Raw genomic sequence first — 19,460 nt, forward strand, 5'->3', positions numbered from 1 at the left:
GACTATTTGGCGATGACGGGGGAAAGTTCTGTGTCGACGTCAAAACGACAGCGGATTCTTTCCGAGGTGATGGCCGGGGCCGCAAGCCCGAGCCATCACCCCTCCGCCTAAGCGGACGATTTCATTAGGAAATTACATTTAGGAGCCGTTCTTCAAGGAACGCGCTCAGCGGTATTGCTGATCGCTACGCGCGAGCCAGCAGGCTCGCGGCAGTGATTACGATTACAATTTCGAGTCTAATCAAGGTTTTGAGTGCGACGGCGCGACATTTAGTAAGTTGATATCCGATCGGATATCTATCTCGTCGAGCGCCTATGCTTTAGGCTGCCTGTTGATCGCTCCGGATACGCCGAACCCAAATCGCCGTAGCCAGACCCATCTCGCAGGTTCGACTGCGCCGGTTCTAAGAGGCGAAGCGGCGGCGGTTCGAAAGTAAAACTCGTCCGAAGGTATAGATGCGGGCGAAAGCCCGGTTATATTGCTTTTGCGAGGCCCAGCTGCATCGGTCGAGCGGGGGGCTATTCTTTGGCGAAACTGGAGATTCACGGGCCGAAGGGGGCCGCTGAGGGGCACGTCGTGTTCGTGCACGGACTCGGATCGAATACCGTTGAAACTTGGTCGATCGAGAACGCGACCGGAAAGCTTTGGCCGCTTTGGTTGCTCGAGGACACGCCGATGCTGGGCGTTGGCTTCGTGCAGTACGACACGGCGCGCACCCGGTGGCGGGGTCAGGCGATGCACTTGGTCGACCGCGCGGAAAACCTGCTTTCGGAGCTGCTCTCCAGTTCCGCCCTGTCCACCGGATCTCTAGTTCTTGTCGGTCACAGCCTTGGCGGACTGATGATCAAGCAGATCCTCCGCACCGCAGAAACCTCCGCGTTCAGCGATCCCCGAGCGAAGGAATTTCTGTCGAGACTTCGCGCCGTCGTATTTTATGCGAGCCCTCACACGGGTTCCCACCTCGCCAACTTCGTGGACTTTGCGCGGTTCCTCTTTCGCCCGTCGGCGGCGACGGCGTGCTTGATGTTCGGCGACGCTTACCTGCGGGACTTGCATCTTTGGTTCCGCGGCTACGTGTCGCGAAGCAACCTGAAGGTCCTAGCCTTCAAGGAAATGCTGCCAATGAAGGTTGTCGGCATGATCGTGACCCAGGAGAGCGCCGACCCCGGCGTTGGCCGCCCCATTCCTGTTGACGCGGACCACGTGACGATCACGCGCCTGCGCGATCGCACCACCATCCAGTATGGGGAACTTCTCAACATCATCAGCTCGTCCTTGCACGCGCGAGCGATAGCCAATGTACCGGACCTGCTCGCCGACACAGCGCCAGCGGCAACAGTAGCGGGTTGGAGCGCGAGCGCTCTGCTGGGAGAGAAGCGCCCTGATGAGGATGTCCGCATCCTCGAGGAAGCGGCCGCGTTGGTCACGCTTCCGCCTCCGTCGAGACTTGCGGATCGACAGCTTCGGATCGCTGTCGGCGAGCTACGGCGCCGTCGTTTCTACTGCGCGTCTCAGGACAAGGCCCTGTCGCTCGCGGCTCAGGTTCGTACTGGTGACTTCCTGGCCGCATCGCCCGATGTTCGCGGCGAGGCGCTCGCCTGGATCGCGCGGCTCTTGCGGACGCCGGAGCACGCCGACTTAGGGCGGGCCTGCCTTGAGGAAGCCGAGCGACTTTCTTCCAGCGACGAGATCGCCATCGCGCGAGCGACATATGTCTCGTTCGCCGGCGAGGTAGACGCGGCCTTGGAGGTGCTTGCGAAGATCGCCTGCCCCCAGGCCCGTACGGCGGCGTTCTCGTTGCTCAAAAACGACCGCAACCAGGACGAAGCGTTGGCTTGGCTCGAAGCGTCCAAGCTTGGTCCGGACGATTTCGACGGCGAAGGAAAGTTCGTCGTTATCGCGAATTTGCTAGACAAGAACGATTTCACGCGGGCCCTCAAGTGGAGCCGCGACTGCGGCGAAGCCGACCGTGAAGCAGTCCCTGCGCTGAACTTCACCTGCGCGATCGCTGAGATCGCCGCACTAGCGCCGATGGATTTCCGGCACGTAGTCGCAGTGCAAGTTCCATTCGAAGCCGCCGACTTCCCGCTGGCCTCAGACCCCACGTCGATGACGGCGCGCCGGCGCGCGGCCAACTACCTCGCCCTCAGTGCTCGACGCGCTCGCGCCCTGGGCTGCGACGAGGCTGCCGAGGCCGCGGAAACCTACGCGTTTTGGCTGCGTCTCCGCGACCCGCACACAGAGGGAGCGGCGAGACAGGAACTTCGCAACAAGCTTCGCGACGCCTCGCCGGACCTTGGCCTCGTCGCGCTCGCGCTTCAGTTCCGCCTAAAGGTCGACCTGCCTGCGATCGAGGCGGAAGTTGAGCGACAAGCTGCCTTGACGGGCGGTGGCACTGTCAAGACCGCCGTCGCAAGGTTTGCTCTCGCGTTCACAAAGGGCGGCCCTGGCGAGGCCTACGACTATCTGGAAAAGCACAGAAGCCAGATAGAAAAACACATTCCGCCTCGATCCTTGCGCCTGATCGAGATCGAAATGCTCGCTCGTGCGGGCAAGGTCGCCGACGCTCGTGATTTGGCGCGTGTGGCCGATGACCTGTTCGACGATGACGAACGGGCGCGAATTTCGCGGATGTTCGAGGAGGCCCAAGGCGCCGACCCCGGCGTCTTGCGTGAAGCCAACTACGCCGCGTCCGGACAGCTGACCGACCTAGTCAATTTGGTCAACTATCTCGAGACCACCGATCAGTTCGAAAACCTTTCCAAGTACGCCAAGAAGCTGTTTGAGGAAGCCAAGTCGCTGGAGTCTGCGGAGACCCTCGGCAGGGCGCTTAACAACGCTGGAAACTACGAGCGCCTCGGTGACTTCCTGCGTTCGGTTCCCGGGATCGTCGACCAGTCGCGCCTGCTCCAATTGTTGATGGCTTGGACGCACTTCCGAGAGGGCGATTTCGATGCCGCCAGGCATCTGGTCTTGGCCGTGCGCACAATATCGGACAGCCAGAACGCCCGCGACCTTTACGTCAACGTTGCCATCAGTTCCGGCCAGTGGAGCGATATCCTCACGTACCTGGAGGAGGAGTGGGCCAAGCGCGCAGACCGGAAACCGTCGGAGTTGCTCCGGGCCGCGACATTGGCGCACCTCTCCGGGTCTCCCAGAAGCCAAGCGTTCGCTCTGGCCGCCGTCGAGCGGGGTCACGATGACGCTGCCGTGCTGACGGGTGCCTATGGTCTTGCGTCGTCGGCAGGTTGGGATAACCGCCAGGAGACGGCTGACTGGCTGAAACAAGCGATCGAGCTTTCCGATGAAACGGGCCCGATCCAAAGCATGTCGATCCACGACCTCGTGAATCAGCAACCGGCTTGGGCCGAGCGGGAAAACGAGATTTGGTCGGCCATTGCTGCGGGAACTATGCCTCTCTTCATGGCGGGCAAGGGGCTGCGGCGCTCACTGTTTGAGTTGACACTGCTTCCGGCGCTCACAAACTTAGAGCAGATTGACCCGAGGCGCTGGGGACCAATCCCGCTATTCGCCGGCAACCGCAGTCATAGCGTTACCGTCGAAGGCACCATTGCGCTGGACGTCTCGGCGCTCATCACCCTGGCGATCACGAGAACGCTGCCGAAGGTCCTGTCGCACTTCTCGACAATCCTCCTTCCCCACGGGGCACTGACTTGGCTCTTCGAGGAAAAGCAGAAAGCGCCCTTCCACCAGCCGAGCAGAGTGGCGGCCGCGCGCGAGCTTCGTGATCTGCTCGCCACAGGGGCACTTACGCCGTTCGTCAGCACGACGACGCCGGACGTCAGGTTGGTTGGTCGAGTCGGCACTGGATTGGCGGCGCTTCTTGCGGAAGCCCGAGCTGGAGAACAGGGCGGCGCTAGGCCCAGGTTCGTGGTGCGGCCCTATCCCGTCCACGTTATCGGCTCGCTGATGGATGAAGAAGCCGATCTCTCTGAATACAGAGGGTGTCTGGTCAATTGCTCGCAGGTTGTGCGGGCGTTGCAAGCGCGCGGGCACCTGACGTCCCAAGAGGCCGACGCCGCGCTCGCCCACCTCTCCGCTCACGAAAGAGAATGGCCCGACGCCCCGGCCATTCCAGATAGCGCGGACCTCTATTTAGACGATCTGTCCGTGGATTACCTTCAGCACGTCGGGGTTTTGGAAAAGCTTCGCGCGGCTGGGCTTGGCGCTGCCGTCTCGCCGCACGAGATCGCCGAATCGAATGCGCTGTTGCAGTACGAAAAGATCGCCGATGCTGCCATCGAGCACATCGAGATTATTCGCGGTGAAGTCACCAAGGCAGCTTTGGCAAAGCGGCTCCGCTTTGAGAAATTGCCGACCCGCGATGCGGATGACGAAAACGGACTCGGCGTCAATCCAACCGTTCAGGTCCTCGCTTCTTCTGCCGATTGCATCGTGATCGACGACAGGGCGCTGAACCGCCATACGGCGGTCGGGACGGGGGGGGCTGTGATCGCGAACAGCCTCTCCCTGCTCAAAAATATGGTCGAAAACGGAGTTCTCCAGCCGGCCGATCTGTGGGCGGCTAGGACGAAGCTTCGGCTTGCCGGCGTGCTCTTCGTCGATATCGATGAGGCGGAAATCTTGCATTACCTATCCCTAGTCAGGGTCGTTGATGGCGCGATTACCGAGAACGCCGAGCTGCGGGCCATACGGAGCAATCTGCTCAAGGTCCGTATGAGCACCTATCTCAGCCTACCGAATGACGGCGAGTGGCTGCAGGACATGAATAGCGTCCTGAGAAACACCATCACCTCCGTTTGGACGCGTGATCTCGCGGTGGAAGTTCAGCGCGCGATTTCCAGCTGGCTGTTCAAGTGTTGCAGCTTGGAGGGCTGGCTTCACACCTCGCCAGCAAGCGACAGCCCCGAACTGACGCTTCAGCTGCTTGGCGACCAGGTCGTGCTTTTGCTGACCGTCGCCCACGAGCTTGAGACAGCACAGGCCGACGCTTACCGGGCCTGGATCGACGAGGCGATCATTGCGCCAGTTCAGGCCAACCACCCTGGTCTCATGGCGAAAATCGACGAGCGGTTGAAGAGGCTGATAAGTAGCCTGGTGACGGAGGCTGAGTTGTGAACGCCGAACAACGCCATGGGATGGTCGCCGGCGCGCTCCGCTGGATGCCGCCAAGTGTCAAGCGACGCTTCTCGCAGGATCCGAGATTCCGGGCCGAGTCGGGCATCGAGCTGGGTGGCGCGTTCACGATCGGCGGCGCGGAGTTCGCCTCCGAGGTGTTGGTCGCCGCCATCGAGCGAGCGTACGAAACCAGCGGACCAGTCAGCGTCGACGACGGCGGTGGGACGACCTGGGAACTGTCGCGACACACGGTCGGGGAGGATGTCTGGGCGATGAGCCTCTCGTCCTCGTCTGGACGGTTTCTGGTTCGACCATTCGCAGGTTTGCAGGCCACGCCCGAAGACCGGCTGGCGGTGCTCGCCCAACTCGTGGAAAGCAGCAGGCTCGACACGGACCGGGAAGCGCACTGGGCTAAGATCCTGCGCGATCGCAAGCTGAGTTTTGCAGAAGCCGAGGCATTCAACGCGGATTTGGCGATGACGAGAGGCGGCATCGCCCGCTCGATAGCCGAAGCGCTCCGCGCCAATGGCGCCTCAACTGAGGATCTCGTGCCAGATGATCGGGCCTATTTCGAGAGGCTTGTCGGCAAGCATCGGAGAAGCTCCAACATCATCGAATATGCGAGCGCCGAAGCGCGACTCCTGGTTGCCGAAACCTGCCGGATCGGAAGCGTTGAGGAATTGGTCGAGTGTCTTTCGCTCGGGTGGCACTCCCTCATCGTCAAGGAAATTCCTGAGGACAGGTTTTCTCCTGAAGTCGTTGCCGAAGCCATCGCCAGGGCACGCGGGCGCGAGGGGCTTTTGACTAAGGTCGCGTGCGCTGAGTTCTGCTTGAGGCATATCGAACGATGGCCCCAGATCGCTCCCAGGCTCACCGAGTTGATCGATCATCTGGGGGCGCTGGATGCTGAGGATGAAGGGGGACAGTTTCGGCTGTTTTCGGCGTTGTTCTACCTGACTGAAGGTCAGGTGGCGCACACCCGCGCCCTTGCGGACACCCCGCCGTTCTGGCGGCGGCTCGGTACGTTGGTTCATGCCGGGGTCTTGGAGAGGGAACTGCTGGCGAGCGATATCGACCTGGCGAACTTCTCTCGATGGGCTCGGAACATCCGAAGCTATGAGTTCGGCCTCCAGTCCTTGATCGACCTGCGCGAAGAGCCTCGCTGGTTGAGCTCAATGGCCCAGCCAGACCAGTTCCACGCGGAGCTGTTCGGACGGCTCCACAGTGTCGCTCTCGAAAAAAGGGAGCAGCTTCCTGAAAAGGTTCGCAAGGCGCTTTTCCGCGGAAAGGAGAGTCGCCTGGTTACCAAGGGCGAACGGCTCAACATGCTGCTGCCGGGACCTCTGGAGGGCAATACAGAACCAGTAATGGAGATGCAGTCAGAAATTTACGAAGCGACGAAGGTGCGCCTCGAAGAAATTCCTCTGAGCCAAGCGGCTTTGTGGGGCTATGTGAATGCTATGTTCGTCTTCAAGGGGGACGCGAGGCTCGCGAACATCGCCGTTTCATCCGTACGCGCGACTAGGCTTGGTCTAATGGAAGGGGGCAGCGAGGCCTCCGCCGGGCTGCTGCAGGCCCTGGCGGCCTTGGCGGCCGTCATGCGCAACCGCCAACTTGCGGACGAGGTCCGGGTGCTGGTTCGAGCCCAGCTTGAGCTCTATCCAAAGAGTATCGGCGCGTTCGAATACGTGAATCTGGCGCTGCGGTCGGCGGCTGCTGAACTCGACATCGACGATTGGGCTAAGTTTGTCGGCGACGCCCTGATCGAGCGGGCCTTGGATCTCGAGATCTCGCTGGAAAATGCACTGGAGCTGCAGCGCTGCATTAGATGGCTCCGCATAGCCGTGCCCGCACTTTGGCGCCATGTCGGAAGGGCCGACGCACTCCTGGAAGCAAGGTCCGCTTTGGCGTCCTGAGATAGTCTAATCTTCTATCGTAGCTTCTATGGTTTTGTTCCGTGTTGCTTAGGCCTCCTCCCGTGCGTCGGGTACCGCGCCGTTAAATGTCGTCTTTCTGGAGGCGTCCTCGTGCCTGCAATTGGTGCGCGGTGGACTTCGGGAATCGCGCAAACGACCGGCCACCTGCGCTACGCGGGTGGTTTCAGTTCCGAGGCGGGCGTACGCCTAGCGTGTCACAGCTAGGGTCGCCTGACGAGCGATGCTCATAGGAGAGGCGGCTATGACCGAGTTCGATAAGCACATCGCACGGATCGATGCGGCCTTGGCGCAAGAAGCCAACTCCCCGCCGTTGAGAGCTATGAAGCCGTGGGAGCCAGGAGCGCTCTTTTTCGGAGGGTTTTTCGGCGGGATGATGTCCTTCGCCGCGCTCGTAATTGCTGCCATCCACTTCGTTCGCTAGCCAAGCCAACGAAGGGCAACACTCGCCTAAACTGCTAGCTTAGAATGACTAGAGATAGCTAAGCCCCCCAATCGGAGGTATGGGCGGAGCCCAGCAGCCGAGGCTGTACGCGGATAATGCCCATCCTCGGCGACGACCGCAATTGTGCATTTCCGATGGGGTATCGAGCCGGTACGCGGCCGTGGAAGTCCACGCACTCATCTTTGCCGTTTTCTCGACGGGATGATGCCCCTGCCCCTCCTGATTTCGGAGCCGCTTCGCTCGCACACCGGTCAGCGCAACCCATGTTGCGACCGCCTCGCATTATTGACAGCGCTAATCTGTTTCCGGGACAGTTCTAGCCTGTACCGACACGGCAAAAACCTCAAGACCCCCCCCCCCATTGAATCGCTTCGATGATTATCTAAATGTCGAAGCATGCGCCGCTAGGGCGCCAATGAGTGAGAGAGATCATGAGCAAGCTTGCTGGCAAGACCGCCGTCGTCACGGGCGCGTCGAAGGGCATCGGCGCCGCCATCGCCAAGGCCTTGGCCGCCGAGGGCGCGGCCGTCGCCGTCAACTACGCCTCCAGCCGCGACGGCGCCGACAAGGTGGTCGCCGAGATCACCGCCGCCGGCGGCAAGGCGATCGCCGTCCAGGGCGACGTGGCCAAGAGCGCCGACGTGACGCGCCTGTTCGACGAAACCGCCAAGACCTTCGGCGGCGTCGACATCCTGGTCAACAACGCAGGCGTCTACGAGTTCGCCGCGCTGGAAGACGTGACCGAGGACCACTTCCATCGCCAGTTCAACATCAACGTCCTGGGCCTGCTGCTGGCCACCCAGGAAGCGGCCAAGCGCTTCGGCGCGGACGGCGGCAGCGTGATCAACATCAGCTCGGCGGCGACCACGGTCGATATCCCGACCGCCTCGGTCTACACGGCGACCAAGGCTTCGGTGGACTCGATCACCCGCGTGCTGGCCAAGGAGCTGGGTCCGCGCAAGATCCGCGTGAACTCGCTCTCGCCCGGCGCGGTCGAGACCGAAGGCACCCACGCGGCGGGTATCGTTGGCAGCGATCTCGAAACCCAGATGATCGCCCAGACCCCGCTCGGCCGCATGGGCCAACCGACCGACATCGCGCCGGTGGCGGTCTTCCTCGCCTCGCCGGAAAGCTTCTGGATCACCGGCGAGATCATCGCCGTGGCCGGCGGCAACCGCTAACGCTTTCCTCTAGGGCGCGTCCGGGCGGCGAACCGCACCCCCTTCGCCTGACGCGCTCACGCCATCCGATAATGCCGCGCCAGGCGCTGCAAGGCGAGTTTCAGGACCGTCTTGCCCGCCCGGCGCGGCAACTTCAGCGACCGTTCGGCCGTCTCCAGCGCCGAGCCCATCAAGCAGACCCGCTCCAGGATCTCGCGCAGGCCGGGGCCGACCGCCGCCAGCGCCTTGGCGATCCGTTCGCGCGCGGCCAGGTCGCGCTCGGCCGGCGCCAGGCCAGGACGACCGCCGGACACGCGGGGCGTCAGGTCCCAGCGCATCGTCGTGCGGCCCTGGCTTCCCAGGCTTTCGAACTCCTCGCGCAACCGTTCCCCGGCCGCGGCCTCGACAGGCGACAGCCACGGCCGCCCCGCCCCGTCACGACGACGGGCCAGCCAGGCGATCGGCGACTCCCCGAGATTGCGGCGCCTCTTGCCGCCATCAGGCATGTCGACTTCGACCTCGATCACGCCGGGACGTCCCGGCGGCGGCGCGCTCGGTTCGAGGCGCGCGACCATGATCCAGCCACCCTGCGGACGGACCCTCAAGGTCGCTTCCCGGGCCAAGACCTGGAAGGCGGCCTCGTCGAGGACCAGCATCACGCTGCGCCGACGACTGGCCCCCAGGCGCACGCCGTAACCCACGCCGCGCCCCTCGACCACCGCCCCGGGACGCGACAGCAGCCGCATGGCGCGCTCGGCCAGTCGACGGGCTTCCAGCTCGACCTCGAAGACCTCGCCGACGCCCATCACGGCATCTCCTGGGCATGGGCCGGCGCCTGGCGCAGACAGGCCTCCAGTTCGGCGAGGCGGCGGTCGAAGGCCGCGTTCTCGCGCAGGTCCTCGATCTTGCGACAGGCGTGGCCGCAGGTGGTCCGGTCGCGGCCGAACGCGAAGGCCACCCGCGCCAGCGGCCAATGGAAGGTGATGTGGGTCAGGTAGATGGCCAGCTGCCGCGCGCGGACGGCGGCGTGCGACGCCCGCCGGGGCGTCGAGATCTCGGCCGCCGGCACGCCGGTGGCCAGGGAAACGAGATGGGTGACGAAGCCGACCGTCAGGCGGTCGCGACGGGGATCGGGCGTGATCGCCCAGATGTCCTCAAGGGCTTGAACCAGCATGGCGTCCTCTCCTCCCAGCCGCGAGCGCGGCGGACGGATACGACTATAGGTTTATTTTCCTGAGGCGAGGAAGATATTCCTATTGTGCTCAAGCTTCGTGAAGCTAAGCGTTTGATTTCACTACGCAGCCACGGCCTCAATCCCCACGACTGGACGGGCGTTCGTCCGCCGTTCGTCCAAGATCGCGGCTCGCGTCGAGATGAGCGCCGGAGCCGCGATTCGCGCTACGGGTACGCGGTCGAACATCGCGTGCATGTCGGCGATCCATGCATCGTCCGCGACGGCGCCCGCGGCGCGAAGCCGCTCGCAGGCCCGGACGCCCTCGCCTGCTCCAACCCCGGGGTTGCTGGCCAGGAGGTCTGGCGGACAGGCCGCCCGCAGAGCCCGAACGACCCTCTGCGGCGCGGGCGGTCCCTCGCGCAGCCACTGCTCGGCGGCCACGAAGCCGTCGGCGCCGAACAGGCGCATCATGTAGCGGCTCTTCGTCTGCATCTGGAGGCGCCCTTGACGGTCAACCACGATGAACGGAAAGGCGGGCGCCAGGGACGGCAGGGCCGTGTTGGCGTAGAAGGTCATATTCCAGTAGGTCGCGCCGATCCGGACGAAATGGGCTGCGTCCCGCACCAAGACCAGGCCGGACTCCCGCATGGGCAGGATCTCGACCTTGGCCTTGCGCACGTCGACCGTGTCGTTGGAGACATCGACATACAGCGAACCCAATTGAAGCGCGTTCTGGAAGTAGCGATCCCGCAGCACGCCCCAGACCATTCGCGCCTGGCCGCCGTTGGCGAAGAAGGCCTTCAGCGCCCGTTCCCCCGCCGATCGTGACTGGGCGGGTCGCGCGTTCAGGCGCGACAGGACATCGACGGTGATCTCCAGGCACATGCCGTAAGGATAGGGCTTGCCATAACGCTCGCCTGCCTCGGCCGCCAAAGCGCTGTCGGTCTCGGCGCGCAGGGCCAGAAACGTCGCTTCGAGCGCCGGAAGCGCCGGGATCAGGAAACGCTGGGTCAGCGCCGACTGCAAGCGGCCGACGTCGAGATCGAATTCACGCATGACTTTGCCCGAGGCTAGACGCTCTCGAGAGCGACCCCATGCGGCAGGATAGCGCCCCGATGAGAGACCACCAGCGCGGCCAGGGCGTGAGCCCGCGCGACCGCCTCCGATATGGGTTTCCCCGCCAGCCGCGACGACAGGTAGGCGGCGTTGAAGCTGTCCCCCGCTCCTGTCGTGTCGACCGCCTTGACCCGGCCGGGCGCCGGCGTGGCAACACGCCCGTCGGGGCGATGGACATTGACGGCGTGACTCTCGTCGCGGGCCACCACCTCGGCGCCCGCCGCGGCCCATTCGCCGGCCAGGTCCTCGGCCTCACGATCGTAGAGCGGGCGGCTGTCCTCGCTGCTCAGCGAGACGTAGCGGCACGAGGGCACTACGCCGTCCAGCGCCGCGCGGGCCGCTTCGGCGCTGGGCCACAGGGCCGGCCTGTAGTTGAAGTCCAGCGCCACGGCGATGCCCAGCGAGTGGACATAGGCTAGAATGTCCTTCAAGCGCGCCCGGCCGATGTCGCCGATCACCGCCAAGGTTACGCCCGACAGATAGACGAGATCGCTGGCCTTGGCCGCCTCGATCAGCTGATCGGCGGTGTGGGCCGAGAACAGGTCGCGGATTGGAGCCCGCTCGCGCCAGTAGTGGAATTTCCGCTCGCCGTGGTCGTCAAGGACGATGGCGTAGAGGCCCGGCAGACGGTTCTCGACCTGGCGCACCAGGCGGGTGTCCATGGCCTCGCGGCGCATGGTCGACAACACGCCCTCGCTGAACGGATCCCCCTGCCCTAGCGCCGTGCAATAGGCGACGTCGTCGCCCAGGCGGGCCATGTAGATCGCCGTGTTGAAGGTGTCGCCGGCATAGCCCATCCGGTACAGGGGCGCGCCGCTGTCGGATGCTTCCGGCGACAGCTCGACCATGCATTCGCCGAGGACGGTGATCTTGGCCATGTCAGCCCTTCTTCTTGTTGTTCTGCCCAGTCTTGGCCTGACCGTCGATCCAGGCGTCGATGCGGGTCTCCAGCACCGACAACGGCAGCGAGCCGTGCAGCAGCACCGCGTCGTGGAAACCGCGCTCGTCGAACTTGTCGCCGAGTTTCTTCTCGGCGCGCTGGCGCAGTTCCAGCAGCTTCAGCTCGCCGATCTTGTAGGCCAGCGCTTGGCCGGGCCACGAGACATAGCGCTTGAGCTCGACCTCGATGTTCACCGGCGACAGGGCGGTGTTGTCGGTGAAGCAGGCCCGGGCCTGGTCCAGGCTCCAGCCCTTCCAATGCAAACCGGTGTCGGCGACGAGTCTGCAGGCGCGCCACATCTCGTAGGACAGCCGGCCAAACAGCTCATAGGGATCACGATAGATCCCCATCTCCTCGCCCAGCCACTCCGAATAAAGGCCCCAGCCTTCGCCGTAGGCGGTGAAGTAGAGGTTGAGACGGAACTCCGGCACGCCGACCTGCTCCTGGGCCAGGGAGGTCTGGATGTGGTGGCCCGGCGCGCCCTCGTGCAGCACCAGGGCCGGCAGTTCGTACAGCGGCCGCTGGTCCAGCTCCGAGGTGTTGATCATCAGCCCGCCAGCCCGGCCGACCTTGGGATCCCCTCCAAAGTAACGGCCGGTCGTGTAGCCCTTCTCGATGCTGGCCGGCACGGGCCGCACGCCGTAGGTCAGGCGCGGCAGGACGCCGAAATGGGCCGGCAGCTGATCGTCGGCCCGCTTGGCGATCTCGCTGGACTTCTCCAGCAGCTGCTGGCGGCTGGCGGCGTAGAACCGCGGATCCTGGCGGAGCATGGCGATGAAGGCGGTCAGGTCGCCCTGGAAGCCGGCGGCCTTCATGGCCTCCCGCATGCGGGCGCGGATGCGGGCCACCTCCGACTGGCCGATGTCGTGGATCTGGTCGGGCGTCAGGTCGGTCGTGGTGTGGCGATGGGCCAGGAAAGCGTAGTAGCGCTTGCCGTCCGGCAGGTCCGAAGCCGCCAGGCTCTTGGCGGCGCGCGGGACATACTCCTCGGTCATGAACTTGACGAAGCTGGCGCGCGCGGGGGCGACCTTATCGGTCAGCGCCTTCTCGCCCTCGGCGACCAGCTCCGCGCGGTCCGGGATACCGCCAGGCAGCGCCCGCAGCGGGGCCAGCAGCGGATCCTCGGAGGGCGGCGTGGCGACCGCGCGCTGGGCGCGCTCCAGCACCGCCTGGGCGGTCGGCACGGCCTGGACGAAGCCGGCGGTGACGCCCCGGCGGGCGTTCTCGATATTGGCGGCGTACCAGCCGGGCATGCCGTTCAAGAGAGCGATCCAGCGCCGCGCCTCGTCGGCGTTGCGCAAGGTCGTGCCGCTGGCCCGATACAGCATCATCACGTCGAAGCCGCCGTCGCTGCTGAACGGCATGCGAGCCTCGTCGAAGGCGGCCGCGTCGATCCGGTCGCCCAGGCTGAACAGCAGCAGGTCGCGGGTCAGGCGCTCGTCCTCGGACAAGCCCTTGTCGCCCATGGCCTTCAGCTCGGCCCGGATCTGCTTCAGCTTGGCGGTGCGGTCCGCGTCGGCCGCCGGCGAGACGTCGGGCAGTTTCCAGCGCGCGTCGGCCGAGCCGCCGGAATCGGGGTCCTCGCCCGGATCGCCCAGGGCTTCGTAGCGAATGACCAGCTTGGTCAGGTTCGTGGACGCGGGACCGGCCCAGGCGGCGGAAGCCGTCAGCGCGGCAAGACAAGCCCCCACGAGACAGGCCCGGGCGAGACACGATGCGATGCGAGTCATGCGGCCGAGCTTAGGCCAAGCCGGCGCGCGGGAACATGCGAATCGCCGACCCGGTCAGGGCCGTCGTGTTCGTCTAAATGTTCGGAAGATTTTCGAGAATGGAGCGGGCGAAGAGATTCGAACTCTCGACCCCAACCTTGGCAAGGTTGTGCTCTACCACTGAGCTACGCCCGCCCATTCGCGAGATATATAGTCGCTCCATTCCCCCGGAATTCCGGAAGAATGGAGCGGGCGAAGAGATTCGAACTCTCGACCCCAACCTTGGCAAGGTTGTGCTCTACCACTGAGCTACGCCCGCATCGGCGAGGCTCAAAGGAGCGCCCCGCGACGAGGAGGCGGCTTATGGCAGAGGGCTTCGCGCTTGGCAAGCGCCCTTTGAGGGGTTGCGGAGCGGGTTTTTTCGGAGGCTTGATCCGCACAGCTTTTCCGGGGGCGGAGTCTCAAGCGTTGCGTCTGTTCGTGTTCGGTCTGGGCTATGTCGGCGCGGCGTTTTCGCGCGCCTTGCGGACGCGCGGTTGGCAAGTCGCCGCCACGGCGCGGGATGACGACCAGGCCGATCGGTTGCGCGCCCAGGGAATCACGCCGGCCGATCCGGACGACCGCGACGCCATGGCCGCCGCCCTCGTTGGCGTGAACGCCATCCTGGTCACCGCCCCGCCCGGCCCCGACGGCTGCCCGGCCCTGGAATCGCTGATCCCCGCCCTCGCCCAGGCGCAGGCCTTTCCCGACTGGATCGGCTATTTGTCGACCACCGGCGTCTATGGCGACTTCGAGGGCCGCTGGGTGTTCGAGACCAGCCCGCTCAAGGCCCAGTCGGTCGAAGGCGCGCGCCGCGTCGGGGCCGAGCGCGACTGGCGCCAGGTCGGGCGCGGCATGGGCCTGACGGTCACGACCTTCCGCCTGCCCGGCATCTATGGCCCGGGTCGCAGCGCACTGGACCGTCTGCGCGCCGGCGAAGGCCGTCGCATCGTCAAGCCGGGCCAGGTGTTCAGCCGCATCCACGTCGAGGACATCGTCGCCGGCCTGCTGGCCTCGCTGGACCGTCCGCGCGCCGGCGGCATCTACAATCTGGTCGACGACCAGCCCGCCCCGCCCCAAGACGTCATGGAACACGCCGCCCACATGCTGGGCGTCCCGGTCCCCCCGGATCTACCCTTCAATGAACTGGGCATGTCACCGGCGACCCGCAGGTTCTACGCCGAGAACAAACGCGTCTCGAACGCCCGGGCCAAGGCCGAGCTGGGCTGGCGGCCGGCGTATCCGACGTATCGCGAGGGGCTGGCGGAGATCTTGAGGGCGGGCGGTTAGACCTACTCGTCGTCGATCGCCGGCGCCCGCGGCGTAATCCCCACCGCGTCCAGCCCAGCCGCATTGCGCAGCCGCGCCGCCCTCGCCAGGCGGCGACTGACCAGGTCGCCTTCCTCCGGTTCGGCCAGGCCCTTGGCTTCCGCGACCGCCGCCACCAAGCGTTCCAGGTCCTGCGGGCGCGACAGGCGATGGTCACCGTCCTTGATCAGGGTGAAGACGACGTTCTCGGACTTCAGGGCGTTGGCCAGTTCCAGCGCGTGCGTCCACGGCACATCGAGGTCCGTCCCGCCCTGCAGCATCCGCACCGGCACGTCGATCGGCACGGGCCCCGGCAGGATCGACCACCGCGCCCCATCCTCCAGAAGCTCGCGGGTGATGGCGTAACCGCTGTCGTCATACTCCGATGGCCGAATCCAGAAGCCGTCGCGGGCGATGGCCGCCTTGGCCTCGTCCGAGAGTTCTGGCTCCATCAGCTTCTCGGTGAAGTCCGGAGCCGGGGCGATCAGCACCATGGCCTTCACGCGGTCGGGCCGGGCGATCGCCGCCAGGCACGACAGCCAGCCGCCCATCGACGAGCCGACCAGCACCAGCGGCCCTTCGGTCAGTTCGTCGATCACCGCCAGGGCGTCCGCGCGCCAGCGGCTGATCGTGCCGTCGTTGAACTGACCGTCGGACTCTCCGTGGCCGAAATAGTCGAAGCGGATGTAGCCGCCGCCGGTCGCCTTGGCCTGCTCGGCCAGGACCTCGGCCTTGGTCCCCGTCATGTCGGAATGGAAACCACCCAGCCAGACGACCGTTGGTCCTTCGCCGTCCACGCGGCGAAAGGCGAGCTTCGAGCCGTCTTCTCGCGCCAGGGCGCCTTGGGATTCGGTCATGGCGTGGCCTCGATCCTTTCGCTAACTAAAATCCGCTCGTTTTCGCCGAGAGTCGCGTGCCCGACCTACCCGCCAATTTCACCCTGCTGCAAGTCACGCCCGAGCTGGAAACAGGCGGGGCGGAGCAGACGACGATTGATGTCGCCCACGCCGTGGTGGCGCAAGGCGGCAAGGCCCTGGTCGCGACCAAGGGCGGGCGCATGGCCGCGCGCCTGGAGGCCGACGGCGGACGTCTGGCCCAAATGCCGGCCCAGTCCAAGAACCCGCTGGTCATGCTGGGCAACGCCGCCCGACTGATCGACCTGATCCGGCGTGAAAAGGTCACCCTCGTCCATGCCCGCTCGCGCGCTCCGGCCTTCAGCGCCCTGTGGGCGGCGCACGCCACCAAGGTCCCGTTCGTGGCCACCTATCACGGGGTCTACAACGCCAGGTCAGAGCTGAAGCGCTGGTACAATGCGGTCATGACCAAGGGCGACCTGGTCATCGCCAATTCCGAGTACACCCGCCAGCATGTGATCAGGGAGCACGGCATCGCGCCGGAGAAGGTCGTGGCTATCCCGCGCGGCGTGGACCTGTCGCGCTTCGAGCCCGGCGTCGTAGGCTGTGACCGCGTCGAGAAGCTGCGCGCGGCCTGGGGCGTCGCCCCCGACGAGCGCCGGCTGAAGGTGCTGCTGGCCGGCCGCCTGACCCGCTGGAAGGGCCAGGGCCTGCTGATCGAGGCCATGGCCCTGCTGAAGGCGCGCGGCGAGAACAAGATCCTGCTGCTGCTGGTCGGCGACGACCAGGGCCGAAAAAGCTATCGCGCCGAACTGGAAGCCGCCATCGCCGCCGCCGGCCTGGAGGACGCGGTCAAGCTGGTCGGCCACTGCGACGACATGCCGGCCGCCTATCTGCTGTCCGACCTGGCCATCGCGCCCTCGCTGGAGCCGGAAGCCTTCGGGCGCACCGCCGTCGAGCCTCAGGTGATGGGCCGTCCGGTCCTGGCCTCGGACCACGGCGCCACGCGCGAGACCGTCGTGCCGGGCGAGACGGGCTGGCTGGTCAAGCCGGGCGATGCGCGGGCCTGGGCCGACGCCCTGCTGCACGCCTGCGAAATCGGCGCGGCGGGCCGCCAGACCCTGGGCTTGGCCGCGCGAACACGTGCGCGGCGGTTGTATTCAGTGGACGCTATGTGCGAAGCCACCCTCAAGGTCTATGCACGCGTATTGGGTTTGGAGCGTTCGGCTTGAGCAAGGAGATCAAGAAGGTCCTGGTGATCAAGTTGGGCGCCCTGGGCGACTTCGTCCTGGCGCTCGCCGCGATGAAGAAGATCCGCGAAGCCCACCCCAAGGCCAAGATCACCCTGCTGACCACCCCGCCCTTCGAGGGCCTGGCCAAGCTCAGCCCCTATTTCAACCACGTCGAGACCGACGGCCGCCCCGGCGACGTGGGCGAGACGCTGGCCATGATCGGCCGGATCCGCAAGGCGCGTTACGACCGGATCTACGATCTGCAGACCAATAGCCGGACCAACTGGTATTTCCAGCTGCTGCGCCCCTTCCCGCCGCAATGGAACGGCGTCGCCGTCGGCGCCCAGCTGCCGCAGAAGGGCAAGACCCGGCTGCGCATGCACACCCTGGAGCGCCAGGCCGACCAGCTGCGGGCCGCGGGCATCTGGCCCGACGCCCCGACCGAGCCGGGCAGCGCCCCGCCGCCGGACCTGTCGTGGATCCTGCGCAAGCACAAGGAGCCGCGCCCCGTCGCCGGCGCCGCCGCGCCCAAGCCCTATGTCCTGTTCGTGCCCGGCGGCTCGGCCCACCGGCCCGAGAAGCGTTGGCCGGTCGAGTACTACGCCCAGCTGGGTTCATTGCTGAAGGCGCGTGGCCTGGACGTCGTGATCATCGGCGGCCCGCAGGAAAGCGCCATGGCCCGCCACATCCAGAAGGCCGTCGGGGGCGCGCGAGACCTGACCGGCCGCACCGACTTCGCCCAGCTGGCCGTGCTGGGCGCCAAGGCCGCCCTGGCCGTCGGCAACGACACCGGCCCGACTCACCTGCTGGCCGCCGCCGGCGCGCCGACCATCGTGCTGTTCTCCGACGCCTCGGACCCCGACCTGTGCGGCCCGCGCGGCCACGTCGCGGTGATCCGGTCCCCCGACCTGCAAGCCCTGCCCGTCAGCACCGTCGCGAGCGCCGCGATGGCGTTGCTGCCGCACTAGTACCCCGCGTACCGACCCGGCTTGTGGTTGGCGATGATCACCGCGCTGAGCGCCACGGCGCTGGCGATGGACAACAGCAGCTTGTCGAAGCTGATCGTGAAGAAGGCCGCGGCGATAACCAGGCAGTCGGCGACCATCTGCACCTTGCCGGCGCTGATCCCCCGCCGTTCCTGCAGCCAGAGGGCCAGCACGCCGGTCCCGCCCACGCTGGAGCGGTGCCGCGCCAGGGCCAGGATGCCCATGCCGATGATCGTGCCGCCGAACACCGCCGAGAAGATCGGATCGACGCGTTCGAGCTTCAGCCAGTAAGGCATGCCCCAGGCCAGGCCGGCCAGCAGCAGGTTGGTCGCCAGGGTCTTGAACGTGAAGGTCCAGCCCAGGGTCCGCTGGGCCAGGACGTAGAACGGCAGGTTCAGGACGAAGAACGTCACGCCCACCGGCCAGTCCGTCAGATACGAGATGATCAGCGCCACCCCGGCCACGCCGCCCGTGACCAGGCCCGCGGCCTTCAGCAAGGTGAGCCCGACGGCGATGAAACTGGAGCCGATCAGGAGGGCGTGGACGTCCTCCAGGGCGGTGTGGCGATGCTGAGTCATGAAGGTCGGAACAAGCGTCTGGGTCGGAGGAAACTCGTCCCTGCCCCGCCGTTTCCATCCCATCACGCGCTAGATCAGAAAAAACTGGACCCGCGCGACGTCTCTTTGCCCGCCGTCGCTTGATACGCGGCGGCCGGCGCGTCATATATCACTTTCTCGCGGCGCGCCCAGCGCGGCGCGCACGCGTCTAACTATACCCTTATCAACTCCTTTCTCATCAACAGTCCCGGAGCCGCCCCTATTCGCCGTCCTATGCAAACGCCGCCCGTTAAAGACGGACCGCGTATCAACGAAGACATCCGCGTCCCGCGCGTCCTGCTGATCGACCAGAACGGTGAGAAGCAAGGCGAGATGCCGACCTCCTCCGCCCTCGAAGCGGCGGAAGAAGCTGGCATGGACCTGGTGGAAATCGTTCCGAACGCCAATCCGCCTGTCTGCAAGATCCTGGACTACGGCAAGTTCAAGTTCCAGGAGCAGAAGAAGAAGAACGAGGCGCGCAAGCGGCAGAAGGTCGTCGAGCTCAAGGAAATCAAGCTCCGCCCGAACATCGACATCCACGACTACGAAGTGAAGGCGAAGGCCATGACTCGCTTCTTCGAGGAAGGCGACAAGGTGAAGGTCACCCTGCGCTTCCGCGGTCGTGAAATGGCGCACCCGGAACTGGGCATGAAGCTGCTGCTCAAGGTCAAGGCCGACTTCGACGAAGTCGCCAAGGTCGAATACGAGCCGCGCATGGAAGGCCGTCAGATGATCATGATCCTGGCTCCGCGCTAAGGTCCGATCACAGGTAGACAAGCAAACGCCCTGGTCCTCGCGACCGGGGCGTTTTTGTTTTTGGGTTCGACACCGCCCTCGGGCGCCTCGACACATGCGCACCCTCTGGTA

The 19,460-nt window shown here is 65.4% G+C and carries 15 protein-coding genes and 2 tRNA genes; 8 read left to right on the top strand and 9 right to left on the bottom strand.

What is annotated here, in order from left to right:
* The first annotated feature begins 525 nt into the window (after positions 1-525).
* The 4 genes from ACW173_RS00565 (at position 526) to ACW173_RS00580 (ending at position 8,660) form a co-directional block, all read left to right on the top strand.
* The gene (locus tag ACW173_RS00565) at positions 526-5,100 is read left to right on the top strand and encodes an HTH domain-containing protein (protein WP_492082961.1); all 4,575 of its coding nucleotides are present in this window, start codon (positions 526-528) and stop codon (positions 5,098-5,100) included.
* Positions 5,097-7,016, top strand: a complete 1,920-nt coding sequence (locus tag ACW173_RS00570) for a hypothetical protein (RefSeq protein WP_492082962.1) — start codon at positions 5,097-5,099, stop codon at positions 7,014-7,016. The genes ACW173_RS00565 and ACW173_RS00570 overlap by 4 nt, the downstream gene beginning before the upstream one ends.
* Before the next feature lie 262 nt (positions 7,017-7,278).
* Entirely contained in the window at positions 7,279-7,458 is a 180-nt protein-coding gene (locus tag ACW173_RS00575) for a hypothetical protein (RefSeq protein ID WP_492082963.1), read from the top strand.
* A gap of 452 nt (positions 7,459-7,910) precedes the next feature.
* A complete protein-coding gene (locus ACW173_RS00580; protein ID WP_492082964.1) occupies positions 7,911-8,660 on the top strand; it encodes a glucose 1-dehydrogenase in 750 nt (249 codons plus the stop codon).
* Positions 8,661-8,716: 56 nt separating this feature from the next.
* Here ACW173_RS00580 and ACW173_RS00585 read toward each other — a convergent pair whose 3' ends face one another.
* From ACW173_RS00585 to ACW173_RS00615, 7 genes are all read right to left on the bottom strand, one after another.
* On the bottom strand, positions 8,717-9,445 hold the full coding sequence (locus tag ACW173_RS00585) for a DUF6456 domain-containing protein (RefSeq protein ID WP_492082965.1): 729 nt from the start codon (positions 9,443-9,445) through the stop codon (positions 8,717-8,719).
* A complete protein-coding gene (locus ACW173_RS00590; protein ID WP_492082966.1) occupies positions 9,445-9,813 on the bottom strand; it encodes a helix-turn-helix domain-containing protein in 369 nt (122 codons plus the stop codon). Before ACW173_RS00590 ends, ACW173_RS00585 begins: the two co-directional genes overlap by 1 nt.
* 120 nt (positions 9,814-9,933) lie before the next feature.
* Positions 9,934-10,869, bottom strand: coding sequence for a hypothetical protein (locus ACW173_RS00595; protein WP_492082967.1), 936 nt, complete (start codon positions 10,867-10,869; stop codon positions 9,934-9,936).
* A gap of 14 nt (positions 10,870-10,883) precedes the next feature.
* Positions 10,884-11,807, bottom strand: a complete 924-nt coding sequence (locus ACW173_RS00600; protein ID WP_492082968.1) for a sugar kinase — start codon at positions 11,805-11,807, stop codon at positions 10,884-10,886.
* A gap of 1 nt (position 11,808) precedes the next feature.
* Complete coding sequence (locus ACW173_RS00605) at positions 11,809-13,599, bottom strand: DUF885 domain-containing protein (RefSeq protein WP_492082969.1); 1,791 nt, start codon at positions 13,597-13,599, stop codon at positions 11,809-11,811.
* A 99-nt stretch (positions 13,600-13,698) separates the two neighbouring features.
* Positions 13,699-13,773, bottom strand: a tRNA-Gly gene (locus ACW173_RS00610).
* A 49-nt stretch (positions 13,774-13,822) separates the two neighbouring features.
* Positions 13,823-13,897, bottom strand: a tRNA-Gly gene (locus tag ACW173_RS00615).
* 149 nt (positions 13,898-14,046) lie between these two features.
* Here ACW173_RS00615 and ACW173_RS00620 point away from each other — a divergent pair.
* Positions 14,047-14,907: an SDR family oxidoreductase gene (locus tag ACW173_RS00620; protein WP_492082970.1), complete on the top strand. Its 861-nt coding sequence runs from the start codon at positions 14,047-14,049 to the stop codon at positions 14,905-14,907.
* Between the two features lie 2 nt (positions 14,908-14,909).
* On the opposite strand, the gene ACW173_RS00625 is transcribed toward ACW173_RS00620, so the two are convergent.
* Positions 14,910-15,782 carry an alpha/beta fold hydrolase gene (locus ACW173_RS00625; protein ID WP_492082971.1) on the bottom strand — a complete coding sequence of 291 codons (873 nt, stop codon included), beginning with the start codon at positions 15,780-15,782 and terminating at the stop codon, positions 14,910-14,912.
* Positions 15,783-15,838: 56 nt separating this feature from the next.
* Here ACW173_RS00625 and ACW173_RS00630 point away from each other — a divergent pair, with 56 nt between their 5' ends.
* Together ACW173_RS00630 and ACW173_RS00635 are read left to right on the top strand one after the other, a co-directional pair.
* A complete protein-coding gene (locus ACW173_RS00630; RefSeq protein ID WP_492082972.1) occupies positions 15,839-17,011 on the top strand; it encodes a glycosyltransferase family 4 protein in 1,173 nt (390 codons plus the stop codon).
* Positions 17,008-17,979 (top strand): glycosyltransferase family 9 protein, encoded by a 972-nt coding sequence (locus ACW173_RS00635; protein WP_492082973.1) that lies wholly within the window; start codon positions 17,008-17,010, stop codon positions 17,977-17,979. Before ACW173_RS00630 ends, ACW173_RS00635 begins: the two co-directional genes overlap by 4 nt.
* Here ACW173_RS00635 and ACW173_RS00640 read toward each other — a convergent pair.
* The gene (locus ACW173_RS00640; RefSeq protein ID WP_492082974.1) at positions 17,976-18,575 is read right to left on the bottom strand and encodes a YitT family protein; all 600 of its coding nucleotides are present in this window, start codon (positions 18,573-18,575) and stop codon (positions 17,976-17,978) included. The two genes, ACW173_RS00635 and ACW173_RS00640, sit on opposite strands and share 4 nt — an antisense overlap.
* 252 nt (positions 18,576-18,827) lie before the next feature.
* On the opposite strand from ACW173_RS00640, the gene infC reads away from it, so the two are divergent.
* A complete protein-coding gene (gene infC / locus ACW173_RS00645) occupies positions 18,828-19,349 on the top strand; it encodes a translation initiation factor IF-3 (RefSeq protein ID WP_492082975.1) in 522 nt (173 codons plus the stop codon).
* Positions 19,350-19,460 lie beyond the last annotated feature (111 nt).

Source organism: Caulobacter sp. ALps2 (genome assembly GCF_058681635.1).